Consider the following 18,211-nt stretch of genomic DNA (forward strand, 5'->3'; position numbering starts at 1 on the left):
CTATAATCGAATAAAGATCCATTTGTTTGCTTTCAAGTCTGCTACCATATACCCGTCTCTTGATTTAACGACCCAATTATCACTAGAAATATTATATTTTTTGATGAGTTTTTCTTTATTTTTAATATCAAATGTAAAGCCAATTAATTTATTATCGCTGTCAAAAATCATATGGACTTTTTGACCTTCCATTTGCTCATTAAACCTATTTTCATTTTCTGGTCTGATAGTCTCAGATACTTGTTTATGGCTTTTATGCATAAAACTATTATAAAAATCAATATAATTTAAATAATTATCATCCACATAATCTTCTAATTCAGACCAATTTTTTTCTTCGTATAAGCCTGCTGGATTAAAGAAGTATAAATTATTTTTATTTGTTGTATAAGCTTGACTGTCTATTTCTAGTCTGTATTTAGATTCATTTTCACCAGTGACATCTAGGAAACTATATTGAGGAAGTTTATAATTTTTATCTTTAGATGATGATTGTACTTCTGTATCTTTTTTTAACGATAATATATATGCTGATTTGTCTATGTATTCAGGCTTACTGTTCGTAGCAATAACTTGTTTAGTTGTATCTTCTTTATTAGAACTTAAATTTCCTACATCCAAGAACATGAATAATGCTGCTAACGATGCGCCAATAAGAAAAGTCGTACCGTAAAATAACATTTTTTCTATAGATTTAGGTATTTTACCGTATTGATATTTGCGCATTCTTTTATAACCTTCACCTTGTGCAACTGGTAACTCTTGCTGTGATATTCTCCATTTCAAATCATATAACGACTTTTGTTCTTTGTCATAAAGTTGATTATACTTTTTATAATAATCTCTATAGTGATTTAAAACTTCTTTCACTGTACCTTCTTTTCTAACTTGACCGTATGTTAACCAAATTAAATAGTTGCTCATTTTCTCTATAGAATGAACATGATCATCTATCAATACTGCAGCTCTATCATTTTCTTTCTGTTCTGTTAAAAAATCATGAAATTTTTGTTGAAATGATTCATTTAAATATTGAATGATATTTGTAAAAATCGCTACAGTAGGTTTCATATAATTACTAATACCAATAAGTAATTGAGCATACTCACTTTGGGTAATTTCTTGGCATGTAGAAGTACCTTTATCTTTTAGCTCTGCAAAATCTAAAATCTCATCTTGTAACTTAGATATGTTTTTAGCACTAACCTTTGATAAACTTAGCGTTCTTATAATCAATTCATTTAAAGTTTGAAAATCATTTTCTTTATGCGAAACATCAGCAAGAAATGTTTGTTCGTTATTGGTTACTTTACCTATGTTGGGCGATATTTCCTTTGTCATTAATCTGCTGATTAATTCTTTACCTGATTCATCATCGCCTATTATGCCAAGTACTTCACCACGATATAGATGTACCGTCACATTCTTCAAAATAATTTCTCTATCTAAACGATTTAATTTGAACAAAGATATAATTTTATTCTGTTTTTTAGTTTTGTAATAATATTTTGTTGCATTAACAACTCTTACTAATATTTGCTGTGTCATACTGCACCACCATTATAGTTGTAGAAGACTAACTGGAATGCCTTCCTCAATTTTTGAACCTTTTAATCTAAAGCCCCACGCAAACACACCATTAATTCTTTCAACTTTAAAGTAACTGCGCGTCTCACCTATTAGTCCATAAACCTTTCCTGTTTCTATCTTAGATGTATCAACAAGATAAGCTTCTGCAATTAAAGCTTTTCTTTTATAAACTTCGTATTCATTTAGAATACCCATCGCTTCAGCTTTTCTCATTTTTTCTCTATAATCCGCTATTACTGTGTTTAATTCGTATTCTGTCATTTCTACAAATTTTTTATCTTCACTCATCTACAATACCACTTTCTCTTAATTTGTCATTAATCATATCAAATGTATAGCCTTTTCTCGCTAATGCTTGAACGACATGAGTTTTTAGTTCATATCCATTATATTTCTTTTGATATTTATTATATACCTTTTCTAAATCTTTCATCAAAATATTTTCAACATCGTCAGAAGTTGGTTCTATATTTAAATCTGTTAAATGCTCGTTAATAAGCGAAAAAGCATATCCTCTTTGTTGTAGCGTTTGTACGATAGATTGTTTTAACCTATTTGGTGGCTGTTTCTTTTTACTCATAATTTTATTTGCAATATTTATAATTCTATCATCAGACATTTCTTCTTCAAATTTTGATTTATATTTTAATATTAAATCATTTGATAGTCCTTTTTCTTTAGCTACTCTTTCAAAATGATCTGGACCTTTATCAGTTGTTTTTAAAATTGTATTTTTCAAACTTTCAATATAATCTTCGTGATTAATATAGCGATTGTTTTTACAGTAATCAATTACATCTTTAACTAAATCGTAACTGTACTCTTTGTCCGTTAAATATTGTTCTACTTCTAGTTCCGTTCTTTTTTTATGGGATAGATATATAATTGCTTGATTTAAAGCTTGTCTATATTGATCATAGTCTTTAATTTTTTGAAGTTGTTCTTTCGTAACTTCCATATCTTTTCTTAAATTAAAATATATATAAGTAGCTTGATCAATACCCATCTCAAATTCGTTGTTAATAAATAAATTTAGCCGTTCTTTGTTTTTCTTTTGTACTTCTAATTTAGTGATTTTCAGCAAATTGAATCCCTCCACATTTATATATAGAATACAATAAAACACACTGAGTTTAAAAGTTTAATCACTTAACCCAGTGTGCTTTGTTATTGGTTTAATTCATTTATAGCTTGTGTATATTGACTATCTGTAATATATTTTTGTTGTTTCATTTTCTCTAATGTTGATTTAATCCTTGTTACATAACTATCACTAATGTTATTAATATCGAAATTTGATGGCGCATTAACTACGCTTGCTAAAATTGCACTTTGTAATACTGTAACTTGTGGTAAATAAGGATTATTTTTATCTACTGTAGCGCCAAAATAATAATTAGCCGCTTCTTCTATAGTATAATTGTTTCCTCCGAAATATATATTATTAACATAAAAACTTAGTATATCATTTTTATCATAAGTATCTTCTACTCGCTTAGCTACAAACATTTCTTTTACTTTACGCGTCATTTGAGTTTCGTTCGTATAAAAATAATTTTTAACGACTTGTTGTGTTATCGTACTACCACCTTGTGTCAATTCACCATTTTTTAATGATACTACTAAAGCTCTTGATACACCTCTTAAGTCTATACCCTCATGATCATAGTACCGTTTATCTTCTACGGCAACGAATGCATTTTTCGTATAATCAGGCATATCTTCAACTTGAACATAAGATGGTTTATCTTCTATTTTTGTTAATTCATCTACGTCCGATGTTCTTGACCACATATACATAACTGCGATATAGAACGCGATAACAACTATGATTAATATAGCTAAAAATCCAAATAATTTGGACACTTTTTTTCTTTTTCTAGGTTGTATAGGTTCTTGATAGTAGTGTTGATATCTTCTATATTGAACTTCTTCTTCAGAATTTGTTTGAGAAATATCATTTTTCTTATTTTTAAATAGCCCCATCTTTGCGCTCCCTCATTCGTATTTCTTTTATTATTATATCTTGTAATAAGTATTTTAAACACTGGTTTTTACTTAAAAACAAGAAAATCAGTCCGGAGACTTACTTTTACGTATTACTTTTAGCGTATTTGGGTATATATATTAGTATATGCAAACAAGGAGGAATAATGAATGGCAAAAATAAAAGCAAATGCAGCACTTGTACAAGTTTTAAAAAATTGGCAGATTGACCATGTGTATGGAATACCTGGTGATTCAATAGATAAAGTTGTTGATGCTCTTAAAACAGAAGAAGAAGCGATTAAATTTTATCATGTGAGACATGAAGAAGTCGCTGCACTTTCCGCTAGTAGTTATGCTAAGCTAACTGGAAAAATAGCAGTAGCTCTAAGTATAGGCGGACCAGGAGCAATCCATCTATTAAATGGTATGTATGATGCCAAAATGGACAACGTGCCTATGCTTGTATTAGCTGGTCAAACAGACTCAGACAAATTGGGAACAAAATTTTTCCAAGAGGTTGATTTACCAGCATTATTCGAAGATGTTGCCGTTTATAATAAACAAATTGAATCAGCGGAAAACATCCACGAAACAGTTAACGAAGCAATTAAAACAGCATACGCTAAAAAAGGTGTTGCTGTACTTACAATTCCAAGTGATATATTAAGTGGAAAAATAGAAGATAAAGTTCCAAGAGAAACTTATGAATTTCAAAATTCAGTTAAATATGCTGAAGAAAGTGAAGTTCGAAAAGCAGCTGAATTAATTAATAATAGTGAAAAACCTGTTGTATTAACGGGTGTTGGAGCTAAAGATGCAAAAGATGAACTACTCGATTTCATCGATCACATTGATGCGCCGGGTGTAATCACATTACCAGCAAAAGGTATCATCCCTGATAAACACCCTAATTTCATGGGTAATTTAGGTAAAATTGGTACAAAACCAGCTTTCGAAGCTACTAAAGACGCAGACTTATTAATTTTAGTCGGTACTAACTATCCTTATGTAGATTATTTACCTGATAAAGATATACCATGTATTCAAATCGACATTAAACCATCAGTTATTGGCAATCGTTTTAATGTAGATGTTGGTTTAGTTGGCGATACTAAAAATGTACTAGATTCATTAACTAAAGAAGCTAAAAAAGTAAATGACCGTAAATTCCTTAAAGCATGTCAAGAAAACATGAGAACATGGAATAAATGGCTTGAAGAAGATAGAACAGACGATAGCATGCCAATTAGACCTGAAAGATTAATGGCAGAAATTGAAAAAATAGCTACCAAAGATACTGTTTATTCAGTAGATGTTGGCACTTCCACAGTTTGGAGTACACGTTATTTACAGCTAGACCATAATAATCAATTTATTACTTCATCATGGTTAGGTACAATGGGCTGTGCTTTACCAGGAGCAATCGCTAGTAAAATAGCAAATCCTGATAAACAAGCAATCGCAATTACCGGTGACGGTGGTTTATCTATGGTTATGCATGACTTTGTAACAGCCGTACTATATAAATTACCAATCATTGTTGTCGTATTAAATAACCAAGAGCTTTCCTTCATTAAATATGAACAACAGGCAGCTGGTGAATTAGAATACGCTATCGATTTAGGAGATATAGACTTCGCTAGATTTGCTGATAATTGTGGTGGTATCGGTTATAACGTTTCAGATGTAGAAGATATTGCACCAACATTAGAAAAAGCAAAACGAGCAGATAAACCAGTAATCGTTAATGTAAGAGTAGATCCAGATGCTGCCCCACTACCAGGAAAAATCGTTTGGGATGAAGCACGAGGCTATGCGAAATTCGAAATTAGAACAGCGTTAGAAGAAAACAGATTAGAAAAAATGCCACCATTAAAAACATTAATTAGAAGATTCTTCTAAATTAATAGTCTAATTAGACGAGCTAAGGACATAAATCCTAACTCAAAATAAATAGCATCTCATTTCACTGATTTATTCAGTTAGAAATGAGATGCTATTTTTATATAATCTTCGATTTTATTTGTGCATGCTTAAGGTATGAGTCTTTGACCCAATGTCATATACCTTTGGTTATATTGGCAGTAGTTGACTGGACGGGCTTGTTTATACTTTCTTGCACGTTAGACTCTTAATTTTCTATTTAAGATTTACCATATAAAAAAACCACCCACCGTAATGGTGAGTGGCAATTAAAGCATTTATTGAAGCAATGCAAGTGATTCACGGTTAAAGTCTTCTAAGTCATCTGGTGTACGACTTGTGACGATGCCATTGTCAACGACTACAGATTCGTCAACGACTTTTGCACCTGCATTTTGTAAATCTTTACGAACTGATAAGAAACTTGTTAAAGTTCTACCATTTAATAAATCAGTATCAATTAATAATTGAGGTCCATGACAAATTGCGAATGAAGGTTTCTCTTCTTGTACGAAATGTTTTACGAATTCTCCAAAACGTCCTTTTTCATCTCCACGTAATAAATCAGGAGAAAAGCCACCAGGAATCAAGACTGCATCATAGTCTGCTGCATTTGCTTCATCTATACCAACGTCTACTTTAACTTTTTCGCCTTTTTTACCAGTGATTTCTTTACCTTTTTCTTCACCTACAACAACAACTTCGTGTCCTGCATCTGTTAATGCTTTTTGTGGGCTTGTTAATTCAACGTCTTCAAATAAGTCAGTTACAACTGCTGCTACTTTCTTACTCATAATATCAATCTCTTCCTTTCATAATGTGTCTACTCTCTGTATACCACATATCTGAAATTATAAACTTATTTCAAGTTTATTTTATGATAGGAAGACACCGTATTAGTCTTGCATAGCTTGAACTTTTTTCTCTAATTCATCTAATAATGCAATCCATTCATCCACATCAGAAACTTCCATATCTTCTGGATTCATTGCTTCAATTTCATCTAAAAAATCATATAATCTTTGTTTAATATCAGTCAAAGACGTCTTTTGGGTCATATTGATACTCCTTTTAATGTTTTTAATAATATTATTATGAATGATTACAAGTATAAAAACAATGATAATCCAGTATTGGCATTCATTCCTACATAAATAACCAAAACTAAAGGCCCATCACAGAGCGAAATAAGCATTTGACAAAAAGCTTGAAGAGATGGAAAATAAAAAATCGAGAGAGTAAACAAAAGTTTATTTTATTCAAAGTTAACGATAGTGCTATAAAATGAATGATATTAAACAGGTATCATTCAAGATGAAAGGATTTTATAAATGGCAATACATAGTGGTTTAAAGAAGAAAAAAATAACAATTAATAACGACCCTTGGGAAGCTTATAATGACATAGATGAACATGGCTCACTTCAACTAAGTAATATTGAATTTACAACTACGACTTTATGTAATATGAGATGTGCGCATTGTGCAGTTGGCTACACTTTACAATTGAGAGACCCTGACACTTTACCGATGGATTTAATTTTAAAAAGATTAGACGAAGTTCCTCATCTAAAAACAATCTCTATTACTGGTGGAGAGCCAATGTTTAGTAAAAAGTCTATTAGAGAAACAGTGGTACCTCTTTTAAAATATGCATATGATAGAGGTATTTATACTCAGATGAATTCTAACTTAACACTGCCTTTAGATCGTTATTTAGAAATTGCTGAATACATAGATGTGATGCATATTTCTCACAACTGGGGTACGATTGATGAATTCAGTGAAGTCGGCTTCCACGTAATGGACAAGAAACCACCTTTAAAGGCACGCTATAAACTTTACGAACAAATGATTCAAAACTCAGCTACTTTGTCAGAACAAGGCATGTTTGTATCAGCTGAAACAATGTTAAACCGTAACACTAAACCTTATTTGAAAAAGATTCATAATGAGATTGTACATGATATGAAATGTAGCCGACATGAAATACACCCGATGTACCCATCAGATTTTGCTAGTCAGTTAAACATCATGACATTAGATGAAATGAAGGAAACTATACATGATATTTTAGACTTTAGAGATAAAGATACTTGGATGTTATTTGGCACATTACCATTTTACCCATGCTTCTTAAATGAATCGGATCAGCACTTATTAAATCGTTTAAATCAAGCTGAAAATGTCACTTTACGAAATGACCCTGATGGTCGAAGTAGATTGAATGTTAGTGTATTTTCTGGAGATGTTATCGTTACAGATTTCGGTGATGAAACTGGATCAATCGCAAATATTAAACAAGATAAATTAGAAGATGTTTACCAAACATGGATAAATTCGTCACTAGCAAAGTCTTTAAATTGTCATTGTCCAAAAGTTAAATGTTTAGGTCCTAACTTACTTGTAAAAGATATGTATTATAAAGATGTAGACTTTAAAGCAAATGAGCATAGAATGAATCACTTATAAAAAGATTTCCTAATCCTAGCTTGTTTTAGATTTATCGGACCGTATTTTACATTTGCGGTTCGATATTTTTTATTTATCGAACCGCATTTTGCATTCCATATACTTCTTACATAAAATCCTCATCTCTGATTTTTCATTACAACATAGTTAAAAGAAAGATTTTTACATGATTTGCAATAAATATAAGAAAAAACAGTAGAAATTCAATATTAAAATTGAATTTCTACTGTTTTTGGATTTTCAGGACATTTATGACCAAGCCTAACTTTATTAAATATATAGTTTTGTCGACATAAATTCTAACGTTCTCTTGCTTTCGTCTCTTCTTTCGTGTCTTAAATTCACACGATCTTTAGCTGTTTCGTAAAACCACTTTTCATCTTCTGTTTCTGGATAAATAGCTGGTACTTTAACTTTTTTACCATTTTCGTCTAGTGCAACAAATGTTAAAAAGCTATATGCAGCTAAGTGTTTATTTTGGTTAATATTATCTTCACTGACAACTTTCACGCAAATTTCCATAGAAGAAGTGCCAGCATATGTAACGAATGAAACTAAAGAAAGTACTTCTCCAGTTCTAATCGGTTGAATAAAATCTACAGAATCAATAGATGCTGTAACTACTGAATTTCCACTATGTCTCATCGCTGCAATAGCAGCTATTTCATCGATTTCTGCAATTAATTTACCACCGAACATAGTATTATGATGATTTGTATCTTCAGGAAAAATCTGAATAGATTTAACGCTTCTTGATTCTGTCATGCCTTTACTTTCTTTCATTATTACATCCCCCTATTAAAAACTATGTAATTTAAAAATCTTGATATATTTAATACAGTTCTCTACTACCTATATAATATTTTAGGCTGAGACATAAATAATGTCTCAGCCTCATTAAAATTGATTAATGATAATGTTCTTCGTCATCGAAAACTTTCTTTTCTAGTGCTTCTTCTGCTGTATCAATACGTACTGATTCTTTGCCATCGAATGTTTTCGATAAATATAACATGATCGCTCCACCGAATGTAAAGATAGAGAAAACAAAAGCAATCATTACTGCCCATTCCATAGGTGTACTCATGATAACCCCTCCTTAGAATAACAAACTTTACAATTTTATTTATCTTTATTATACATGATGTTTTAGCAATTGGCTATGTTTTAAAATGCCCAGTTACCATCTCTAAAGACTGGTTCTCTCTCACCATTTTCTAAAATACCATCGATTGATAAATCTTTACTACCTATCATAAAGTCAACATGTGTCATAGAGTCATTTAAGCCATTTTCAGCTAGTTCTTCTTCTGTCATATTTTTACCAGCTTCAATACAGAATGCATAAGCTGAACCAAGAGCAATGTGGCATGAGGCATTTTCATCAAATAATGTATTATAGAATAAAGCATTCATGTTAGATATCGGTGAATCTACTGGCACAAGTGCTACTTCACCTAATCTTTTAGCACCTTCATCTGTTTCTAAAATACCTTTTAATATTTCTTCACCTACACCAGCTTTATAATCAACAACTTCTCCGTCTTTAAAAGTAATCGTGAAATCATCGATGATATTACCGGAATGGCTCAATGGTAAAGTGTTTTTAACAGTTCCATTTACACCATTTTTATGCGGTGCAGTAAATACTTCTTCAGTTGGCATATTAGCAACAAATGAATTACCTTTAGAGTTTACTGAACTAGCACCGCTCCAATATTGAAGTTTCGGTAATTCAATTGTTAAATCTGTGCCTTCAGATTTATAATGCAACGCTTTATACTTTTTATTATTTAAGTATTCAGCCTTCTCATGTAATGTCTTATCATGCTCTTCCCAAGCTTTAACCGGATCTTCTTGGTCAACACGTACTGTTTTTAATATTGTTTCTAATAGTTTATCAAACGCTTCTTGATCATCTAAATCTGGGTACATCATTTTTGCCCATCCAACAGAAGGATAAGCAGCAACGCACCAGCTTACTTTATCACTTTGAATAGCTACCATATAATCTTTAAATGCTTTACCACTTGCTGCCATAGCTTTATTAATTTTCTTCGGATCAGCATATTTTAGGCTATCAGGACTTGAAGATATAAGCGATAAGAAAGCTGCTTTTCTATCTAAGTAATCTAATCTTTCATCGACTACATATTGTTTAATTTCACTAAAGAATTCTTCTGGTTCATATTTATATTTCAATTGTTGTAATCGATCATCTTTATATTTAACTTGTACGTCTTCTGCGCCAACTTTATAAGCTTCTTCAACTAACAAGTGAACGAATGAACTTGATTCAATAGATGCTTGAATATAGACAGGTTCCCCTTTTTGTACATTCAAACCGACTTTGACTAATAATTCTGCATACTTTTGTAAGTCTTTCTCATATCCCATATTGATAACCACCCTCTGCTATTTTCTTAATTCACCTAATGCTTGAGTAATTGCACTCATCTCACTTGCTGAAATGTTTTTTCTAGACATAACCATAGTATGAATATCTTTTAATTCCTCTTTCTTTTCTTCTGGAATTGCGTCTTTATTTAACACACTCGTGTTTACTAGACGTAATTTTTCTTTTAGATCATCTACCATTTGTTCAATTGTTTCTGTCATTTGTTATCATCCTTTCAGAATAAGTTTAGCAAAAAGTACATATAATTAAAATAGTGAAACTATACATTAACTTTACAATATATATTAAGATTATATACAATAAAATCAAGTAATTTAATAGGAGTGATATAAGATGGCAGTTCAAGAGATACTTTCATGGACACTATTTGAAAAAATAGACATTCCAAATGAAATTAATCAATATCTCGCTAATGGTGAAGAAGCTTATAGTGCTTTCAAAACATTTAGAGATACGGCAGTCTTTACTAATAAACGCATTATAATTCGTGATTTACAAGGTATAAGTGGCAAAAAAATCGAAACTTATTCCATACCATACAGTATAGTTTTAATGTGGTCTACAGAAAACGCAGGTAAATTTTTAGACTTAAACGGAGAAATAACCTTGTGGACTAAAGCTGGCCAATTTAAAATTAAAATCGGAAAAAATCTTGATATTATGCCATTCGAAAAGTTACTATCAAACGCTTTATTGTAGATTATTTGTGTTTACAATATCACATTAATGGGAATGAATGTAATTAGTTAAATTTTAAATAATAAATGATGCCTATGTAAACAAATTTTATGCATTTATATGATATGATATGTAGGTCGAAGATATTTATTTAGATTAATATATTGAAAGGGGAAAACATTATGCAAAACAAATTAGTTCCTGCAATTTTGATTGGTGGCGCTATCGGTGCAGCAATTGCATTAGCAGATAAAAACACACGTCAATCATTATCAAATCAAGTACAAAATATTAAAGAAGGTAACACTTCTAGAGAGCCTTCTAAATTCGATCAAATTAAAGACGAAGTTTTATATTGGAAAGATGTAATAGAAGAAATTCGTCGTAAAAACCCAGAGTTAGAACAATCTATTATGGATGCGAAAGACACATTCATTGAGAAGAAAAATAACAGACAAATCTCAGGTCCAAATCATTCATAAATTTTAAAAGACTAGGCTTCTTTAAGCGACCTAGTCTTTTTTAACATTAAATATAATTAGGAGAATTTTTATGGCAAAAGATAAATCTAGCTCAAAGTTTTTAGAACAAGCTAAACACTTTAAAGATGAACAAAAAAAGTCTATAAAAAAAGAAAACTATATTCAACCTCAAGTGTTTGAATCTAAAACACCAAAAAAAGATAATCAAATATTTTTTGTATCAAAAATAAATAAGCCGGCAAAATACACTAAAAATGGTAATATTTTAACTACGTTATTATATAGAATTAGTAAAGATAATGCTACAGGTTTAGCTGCACAGCTATCTTACTACTTCTTATTAGCATTATTCCCTACACTTATCTTTATATTAACATTGATTCCGTTGTTCCAAATTAGTCCAGATACAATTACGAACATGATTTCGGAAAATGCTCCTGGCGATACAGCTAAACTGATTACCGGTATAATTGATGACGTCATGCAGAACGCTAGTGGCGGCCTATTCTCATTCGGTTTAATTGCGGCGCTTTGGTCCGCATCAAACGGAATGACAGCTTTAATGAACGCATTTAATGTTGCATATGATGTCGAAGACGGCCGTAACGCAATCGTATTAAAAATAATGAGTGTGTTCTTCACAATCATTATGGTTGTTGTATTTGGTTTAGCAATTGCATTACCAATATTTGGACAACAACTTGGTAATCTATTATTTGGTCCACTTGGTTTAGAATCTGAATTACGTTGGATCTTTAGTTTAATTAAATTTGTGTTACCACTAATCGTGACATTTATAGTATTTATGACGCTTTACGCTTTAGCTCCAAATATTAAAATTAAATTACTTTCAGTAATTCCTGGTGCTGCCTTTACTACAATTGTATGGTTAGGCTCAAGTGCCCTATTTGGACTATATGTTAATAACTTTGCTAACTACTCAAAAACATATGGTAGTATCGGAGGTATTATCGTGTTAATGTTATGGTTATTCTTAACAGGATTAATCATTATCATTGGAGCAGAAATAAATGCTGTTTTACATCAAAAGAAAATGCTTAAACATGGGCCACCAGAACAGCAAACTTTTGATAATATAGCAGAAAATGGTGAGATGACGAATGCCTCTATTGAATGATATTTTAAAATTCAATCAGACCTTTGTGGCAAACAAAGAATATGAGAACTTTATTACTACAAAAACACCTAACGCAAAAGCAGTTATATTAACTTGTATGGATACACGGCTTACCGAACTATCAACAAAAGCATTAGGCTTTAAAAACGGTGATGTTAAAGTCGTTAAAAATGCAGGTGCTACTATATCGCACCCATATGGATCAACAATGCGAAGTTTATTAGTGGCAATATACGCTCTTGGCGCAGAAGAAATTATTATAATGGGTCATAAAGATTGCGGAATGGGTAACCTTGATGTAGGTTCAGTAATTGAAACTATGAAAAGTCGTGGTGTTACTCAAGATACATTAAATACGATTCAACACTCTGGCATTGACATTCAACGATTTTTAAGAGGATTTGACGATGTAATACAGAACATTGAATCGAACATACAAAAAATTTATAATCATCCATTATTCGACCAATCAATTCCGATACATGGATTAGTCATTGATCCACATGACGGGTCATTGGAACTTATACAAAACGGTTATGACGCTATTAAATAGCACTTTAACTTGTAAAATACTATTAGAGATTTAAATATCAATCACATAGTCAAAATAATGCTGCTACTTCGTTGAATTTTAGTCAACCGAGTAGCAGCATTTATTTATATATGATTTTGTATGTGTGTACTTATTTTTAATTTATCAAATTGTGTTGAAAAGCGTAAATAACAGCTTGTGTTCTATCTTGTACTTCTAATTTACTCAAAATATTACTTACATGTGTTTTTACAGTTTTAATCGTAATATGTGAAGCACTAGCAATTTCTTGATTAGAATAGCCTTTTGCAATTAATAATAGTATTTCCATTTCGCGATCTGTGAGCATCTCAAATAATTCAGCTTTTTGATTCATACGGTTACGCATTTTAACTAATACTTCCGCTTCAAATACTGATTCTTTATTATAAGTTTTACGAATAGCATTAGCGATATCATCTGCTGAAGTTGTCTTTAAAATATAACTATCAACTCCTGCATCTAAAGCTTGATATACTTCATTGTCATCTATAAAACTTGTTAACATCACAATTTTAACGCTTGGCTGGTGTTGCTTAATATATTGAGTTGCTTCGATACCGTTCATATCATCCATCACTAAATCCATTAATATTATATCTGGTTTCAGTTCTTCTGCTTTCTCGATTCCTTCTCTACCAGAAGCAGCTTCACCCACTACTGAGATATCTTCTTGTGTTGATAAATAACTTGATATACCTATTCTTACCATTTCGTGATCATCAACGAATAATACTCTAATTGTCATACTCTTCCTCCTTATTATTCGGTACCTTCACTTCTATTCTCGTTCCTGAATTAGGCATAGAAATAATATTAAGTGTTGCGCCAATTTCAAGTGCACGTTCATTCATAGTATTTAAACCATAGCTTTGAGGATCTCTTTTAGATGTGTCAAAGCCTACGCCATCATCTTGTAATCTTAAAATAACGTAATCGCTTGTTTCGATTAATTCTATTGATAACTTCGTACCTTTAGAGTGACGTAATGTATTTGAAATTGCTTCTTGCGTTATTCTAAACAAGTGGTCTTCAGTACCTTTAGCAATTTCTATATCCTCTATATCATAAACAACTTTCATAGGTATTTTTTGTTTTAAATCGACGACTAAATCTTTAATACCTTCACCCAATGATTTGTTTTTTAAACCTAATGGTCTTAAATGGAGTAACAATGCTCTCATTTCAAGTTGTGAATCTTGAATCATCTTTTCTAATAAATTAACTTGTTTTGCTAAAGGATCGGTTAATTCAGTAGATTTAATAGCAGATAACATCATGCTCGCAGCAAATAATTGTTGGCTGACAGAATCATGTAGTTCTCTAGCTAATCTTTGTCTTTCGTCTTCTATAATTTTCTTTACAACAGAATCTTGCATTTGGTAAGACTCATTAATAATTTGTTGAGATTTCAACCTTAATGTATAAAGTTCTTCATGTAATGGGATTAAAGTTTGATAAATTTCTAACGTTTCTTTGTGTAAATCTATTTCATGATTATTAACGCCCAACACTTCACCTTGAAAGGAACGTTCTAATTGTTCTTTAATCCAATGGTGTTGCTGATTAATCTTATAAGCTACTGCTGAACCTATGATAATACAAAGAAGTATAACAACAATATTAACGAATAAAAAGGCAGGTATACCCATTATTTGTGTATAAAACAAACCTTGAAAATAAATAATGTTAATAAATATTCGATCTAAGAAAAACAATACAACTACAATTGAATAAACAAGTATTAACATTGAACCAATGATACGTGAATAGTTATTCATCGGAAAATCACCTCAACATCTCCCATAAATGTTGAGTAAAATATATTCACTTTAAATGTATTTTTGTGACTATTAACGTTGTAGTGTACAGTTTCATTTTTAACTCTGTAAACTTCGTCATTTAAATATAATCTACCAAAAAGAGCTGTAACATGTACATTAACTTGGTAATTATATGGTACGATAACTTGAGTTTTACCTATAAGTTGCCTTACAACTATTACATTGTTTTCGGATAAATTGGCAGCTAAAGATAAATCTAATTCTACATCTCCTACAGCTTGTTGAATTTGGATATCATCCCATTTATATATGTAGTGAGGTGTTTTTTGAGGTAAGAACCAACGTTGTTTAATGAAAGACTCATTTATGTTTTCGTTAGCTGTCGTTTCGACATGCTCGACTTTCAAAGGTTTCTTCCTGTATATGATATAGCGAATCACTAAAAATATTAAAAATAAAAATAAAATCATAAGCATATACGGGTTTGAAAGTAACGCATAAATTAACAAGATAGCCCCTATCCAAAATAAAATTAGACCTCTTAATTTATGGAAGTATAAATAGCCTACATAAATAAAAATCATGCCCGTTATTACAACAAGCAGTAATCCTATTTTTTCAAAGAAGATATAGTAAATATTCGATAATAAAATTAAAATTGTTAATACAATTAATAATTCTGTCGATATAAATTTATTCTTCAATCTACCACTCCTATTTTAGAGAAGCGAATTCATTTGTGTGAGCATTGACCGCTCAGCTACAGCATGTGCAATTTGATCTAAAGTACGTTTTATCGTTTCTTCAATCTTTGCTGAATCACTTTCTAACATATTGATTTGTTTTTGTAACCATACTAAATCATGGTCTTCTAATTTTTTGGCATACGTAATTTTAAAGTCTTCTATTTTGTCCATATACTTATTGTCTAATTCTAAAGTATACTTTTCAATTAGTTCAAATAAGTTTTGACGCTTTTGTTCTAAATATAAAATATATTCTTCCATTGCTTTTATTTTAACATCTAATTGCTTTGCACATGTATCTAAACTTTCATAATAAGAAACAAGAATAAGTTGCTTTAATTGATTTGAAACAACATTAAACATAGAATCACCTATTTCTTTCAGATTAACCTCTATTATAAAATGTTATTAAAAATCTCGAAATGGACCTAGGAACCAACTTTCTATAGGTCCTTAGTCTTAGATAAGAAAGTATATAGAATGAATTAGGCTGAGACATTGATCAATGTCTCAGCCTCTGTTTTTAGTCTTCTAATTTCGTTAATAATAATGGTCCATCTTTAGTAACAACTATAGTATGTTCTATTTGAGCGACAAAACTTTTATCTTTCGTCTCAAATGCCCATTCATTTTTACCATCGCCAACAATTGTAGCGTTTGATGAAATAAACGGTTCAACTGCTAACACCATTCCTTCTTTTAGCAATTGCTTTTCTAAAGGATCAAAATAGTTCATAACATGTTGTGGTGAGTCATGTAGTGAACGACCAACACCATGGCCAGTTAAGTTTTTAATTACTTTCAAGCCATTCTTTCTTGCTGTAGAATTTACAGCTCTACCAATTTGAGATAATTTAGTGCCTGGTTTAATCTTTTTCATTGCTTCTTCAAAAGCCATTGCTGCAACATCTACTACAAGTTGTTTTTTAGGATCATCTGCTTCTCCTACAACGAAAGAAATACCTGTGTCAGCATAGTATCCATTCTTTCTTGCTGAAACATCTATATTAACTAAATCACCTTCATTGATTACACGGTTACCAGGAATACCATGCGCAACTTCTTCATTTACACTTATACATGTATAACCAGGAAAATCATATTCTGCGATAGGAGCAGATTCTGCTTCTAATTCCTCAAATCTTTCCTTCGCTATGTTATCCAACTCTTTAGTTGTAATTCCGGGTTTCGTTGCTTCTTTCAATTCATCACGAATTATTGCACAGATTCTGCCTATTTCTTTAAGGCCTTCAAGTTCTTCATTGTTTTGAATAATCATTTAAATCCCGTTCTTTCTTTTAAATTTTTTTGTCGTCTTTATTATATCAGAAAATACATGGTATACTATAAAAAAATGATTTCGGAGTTTTGTATATGAAAGAAAATTGGTTAATCAGATTTATAGGTGCAAGAATTATCAAAACAGGTTTAGCTACATTTTTAACTGCACTAATATGTATGGTTTTGAATTTAAATCCCATTTTTGCGGTTATAACATCAATTGTCACAATAGAACCTACAGCAAAAGCATCTTTAAAAAAAGCTTTTGTCCGCTTCCCAGCTTCTATATTAGGCGCATTTATAGCAGTAATCAGTACATACTTCTTCGGTGAGTCGCCATTAAGTTATTCTTTGGCTGCTACAGTAACTATATTTGTATGTTACCAACTTAAACTTATAGATGGTATGCTCGTAGCTGCTATTACAGCGGTTGCAATGGTGCCTGTTATCCATGATGCTTTCGTATATAACTTTATATCTCGTTTAGCAACAACGACAATCGGGTTAACAACAGCAGGTTTAGTAAACTTCATTATATTACCACCAAAATATATTACACAAATTGAAAACATAAATAAAAATATGGAACGTCGTATTTTAGAAATTTACATAAACAGATTAAAAGAATTACTCATTGGAGAATATGAATCTAATATATCAATGAAACAAATGACTTCATTGCAACAGTCAGCAACAAAAATAGAACAATTGATTAAATATCAAAAAGAAGAATATGATTATCACCGTACGAAAAAAGAATCTAAAGCATATATTAGAAAAGTAGAAATGGCGTATCACACAAATAGATTATTGAATTCTCATTTATTAAATCTCATTTATTTACCTGAAGAAACATTCATAACGTTTACTGAAAATGAAAGAAGAGCAATTTCTAATTTAATCATTTCTTATAAAGATTTATTAAATCATAAAGAATTTAAAAAGCAGAAAAAAGCCGCATCTATCCTTAAAAACAGCGTTAAAGGCCTCGATGAATTTGATGAAAACCAAATAAAAAGCCATATCATATACGAAATCTTAATGATAAACCGAATTATAAACGATCGTTTTTCTAATATAACGAAAAAGGGTTAAAGTAATAAAACAAAAGTCTGGGACATTGATAATGTCCCAGACTT

The 18,211-nt window shown here is 30.9% G+C and carries 22 protein-coding genes; 7 read left to right on the plus strand and 15 right to left on the minus strand.

All coding sequences use genetic code 11. The features are described 5' to 3' along the window. From LQ682_RS09985 to LQ682_RS10000, 4 genes are all read right to left on the minus strand, one after another. Complete coding sequence (locus LQ682_RS09985; RefSeq protein WP_064211574.1) at positions 1–1,548, minus strand: ABC transporter ATP-binding protein; 1,548 nt, start codon at positions 1,546–1,548, stop codon at positions 1–3. A 12-nt stretch (positions 1,549–1,560) separates the two neighbouring features. Then, positions 1,561–1,878, minus strand: coding sequence for a YfhH family protein (locus LQ682_RS09990; RefSeq protein WP_017000486.1), 318 nt, complete (start codon positions 1,876–1,878; stop codon positions 1,561–1,563). Next, positions 1,871–2,674 carry a recombination regulator RecX gene (gene recX, locus LQ682_RS09995; RefSeq protein ID WP_017000485.1) on the minus strand — a complete coding sequence of 268 codons (804 nt, stop codon included), beginning with the start codon at positions 2,672–2,674 and terminating at the stop codon, positions 1,871–1,873. Before recX ends, LQ682_RS09990 begins: the two co-directional genes overlap by 8 nt. A gap of 83 nt (positions 2,675–2,757) precedes the next feature. After that, positions 2,758–3,576, minus strand: coding sequence for a glycosyltransferase (locus LQ682_RS10000; protein ID WP_147641003.1), 819 nt, complete (start codon positions 3,574–3,576; stop codon positions 2,758–2,760). Between the two features lie 171 nt (positions 3,577–3,747). Here LQ682_RS10000 and LQ682_RS10005 point away from each other — a divergent pair, with 171 nt between their 5' ends. Next, a complete protein-coding gene (locus LQ682_RS10005; protein WP_103269092.1) occupies positions 3,748–5,481 on the plus strand; it encodes a pyruvate oxidase in 1,734 nt (577 codons plus the stop codon). A 299-nt stretch (positions 5,482–5,780) separates the two neighbouring features. Here the strand turns inward: LQ682_RS10005 and LQ682_RS10010 are convergent, their stop codons facing one another. Continuing rightward, positions 5,781–6,296, minus strand: a complete 516-nt coding sequence (locus LQ682_RS10010; RefSeq protein WP_064204906.1) for a type 1 glutamine amidotransferase domain-containing protein — start codon at positions 6,294–6,296, stop codon at positions 5,781–5,783. Positions 6,297–6,398: 102 nt separating this feature from the next. Continuing rightward, positions 6,399–6,560, minus strand: coding sequence for an SE1561 family protein (locus LQ682_RS10015; protein WP_017001206.1), 162 nt, complete (start codon positions 6,558–6,560; stop codon positions 6,399–6,401). A gap of 273 nt (positions 6,561–6,833) precedes the next feature. Between LQ682_RS10015 and yfkAB the strand changes: the two genes are divergently transcribed. Beyond that, positions 6,834–7,973: a radical SAM/CxCxxxxC motif protein YfkAB gene (yfkAB, locus tag LQ682_RS10020; protein ID WP_103269091.1), complete on the plus strand. Its 1,140-nt coding sequence runs from the start codon at positions 6,834–6,836 to the stop codon at positions 7,971–7,973. A gap of 270 nt (positions 7,974–8,243) precedes the next feature. Here the strand turns inward: yfkAB and LQ682_RS10025 are convergent, their stop codons facing one another. From LQ682_RS10025 to LQ682_RS10040, 4 genes are all read right to left on the minus strand, one after another. After that, positions 8,244–8,756, minus strand: coding sequence for an acyl-CoA thioesterase (locus tag LQ682_RS10025; protein ID WP_064204904.1), 513 nt, complete (start codon positions 8,754–8,756; stop codon positions 8,244–8,246). Positions 8,757–8,880: 124 nt separating this feature from the next. Then, entirely contained in the window at positions 8,881–9,060 is a 180-nt protein-coding gene (locus LQ682_RS10030; RefSeq protein ID WP_016999024.1) for a hypothetical protein, read from the minus strand. Between the two features lie 80 nt (positions 9,061–9,140). Next, positions 9,141–10,370 carry an aminopeptidase gene (locus tag LQ682_RS10035; protein ID WP_239724206.1) on the minus strand — a complete coding sequence of 410 codons (1,230 nt, stop codon included), beginning with the start codon at positions 10,368–10,370 and terminating at the stop codon, positions 9,141–9,143. 18 nt (positions 10,371–10,388) lie between these two features. Further along, positions 10,389–10,592 (minus strand): DUF1128 family protein, encoded by a 204-nt coding sequence (locus tag LQ682_RS10040; RefSeq protein WP_016999026.1) that lies wholly within the window; start codon positions 10,590–10,592, stop codon positions 10,389–10,391. Positions 10,593–10,725: 133 nt separating this feature from the next. Between LQ682_RS10040 and LQ682_RS10045 the strand changes: the two genes are divergently transcribed. From LQ682_RS10045 to LQ682_RS10060, 4 genes are all read left to right on the plus strand, one after another. Then, positions 10,726–11,091 carry a PH domain-containing protein gene (locus LQ682_RS10045; protein WP_064204901.1) on the plus strand — a complete coding sequence of 122 codons (366 nt, stop codon included), beginning with the start codon at positions 10,726–10,728 and terminating at the stop codon, positions 11,089–11,091. Positions 11,092–11,252: 161 nt separating this feature from the next. After that, positions 11,253–11,552, plus strand: a complete 300-nt coding sequence (locus LQ682_RS10050) for a hypothetical protein (RefSeq protein ID WP_016999028.1) — start codon at positions 11,253–11,255, stop codon at positions 11,550–11,552. Positions 11,553–11,622: 70 nt separating this feature from the next. Further along, the gene (locus tag LQ682_RS10055; RefSeq protein ID WP_064204900.1) at positions 11,623–12,690 is read left to right on the plus strand and encodes a YihY/virulence factor BrkB family protein; all 1,068 of its coding nucleotides are present in this window, start codon (positions 11,623–11,625) and stop codon (positions 12,688–12,690) included. Then, positions 12,674–13,243, plus strand: coding sequence for a beta-class carbonic anhydrase (locus LQ682_RS10060; protein WP_016999031.1), 570 nt, complete (start codon positions 12,674–12,676; stop codon positions 13,241–13,243). The genes LQ682_RS10055 and LQ682_RS10060 overlap by 17 nt, the downstream gene beginning before the upstream one ends. 136 nt (positions 13,244–13,379) lie before the next feature. Here the strand turns inward: LQ682_RS10060 and LQ682_RS10065 are convergent, their stop codons facing one another. The 5 genes from LQ682_RS10065 to map form a co-directional block, all read right to left on the minus strand. After that, positions 13,380–14,009: a response regulator transcription factor gene (locus tag LQ682_RS10065; protein ID WP_016999032.1), complete on the minus strand. Its 630-nt coding sequence runs from the start codon at positions 14,007–14,009 to the stop codon at positions 13,380–13,382. Then, the gene (locus LQ682_RS10070) at positions 13,999–15,042 is read right to left on the minus strand and encodes a sensor histidine kinase (protein ID WP_016999033.1); all 1,044 of its coding nucleotides are present in this window, start codon (positions 15,040–15,042) and stop codon (positions 13,999–14,001) included. Before LQ682_RS10070 ends, LQ682_RS10065 begins: the two co-directional genes overlap by 11 nt. After that, positions 15,039–15,749 carry a cell wall-active antibiotics response protein LiaF gene (gene liaF, locus LQ682_RS10075; protein WP_016999034.1) on the minus strand — a complete coding sequence of 237 codons (711 nt, stop codon included), beginning with the start codon at positions 15,747–15,749 and terminating at the stop codon, positions 15,039–15,041. The genes LQ682_RS10070 and liaF overlap by 4 nt, the downstream gene beginning before the upstream one ends. Positions 15,750–15,764: 15 nt before the next feature. Next, positions 15,765–16,154, minus strand: coding sequence for a hypothetical protein (locus LQ682_RS10080; RefSeq protein ID WP_016999035.1), 390 nt, complete (start codon positions 16,152–16,154; stop codon positions 15,765–15,767). A 160-nt stretch (positions 16,155–16,314) separates the two neighbouring features. Then, positions 16,315–17,070 (minus strand): type I methionyl aminopeptidase, encoded by a 756-nt coding sequence (map, locus tag LQ682_RS10085; RefSeq protein WP_016999036.1) that lies wholly within the window; start codon positions 17,068–17,070, stop codon positions 16,315–16,317. A 95-nt stretch (positions 17,071–17,165) separates the two neighbouring features. Here map and LQ682_RS10090 point away from each other — a divergent pair, with 95 nt between their 5' ends. Next, on the plus strand, positions 17,166–18,167 hold the full coding sequence (locus LQ682_RS10090) for an FUSC family protein (RefSeq protein ID WP_016999037.1): 1,002 nt from the start codon (positions 17,166–17,168) through the stop codon (positions 18,165–18,167). Positions 18,168–18,211 lie beyond the last annotated feature (44 nt).

Source organism: Mammaliicoccus sp. A-M4 (assembly GCF_022386955.1).
GTDB classification, from domain to species: domain Bacteria; phylum Bacillota; class Bacilli; order Staphylococcales; family Staphylococcaceae; genus Mammaliicoccus; species Mammaliicoccus lentus.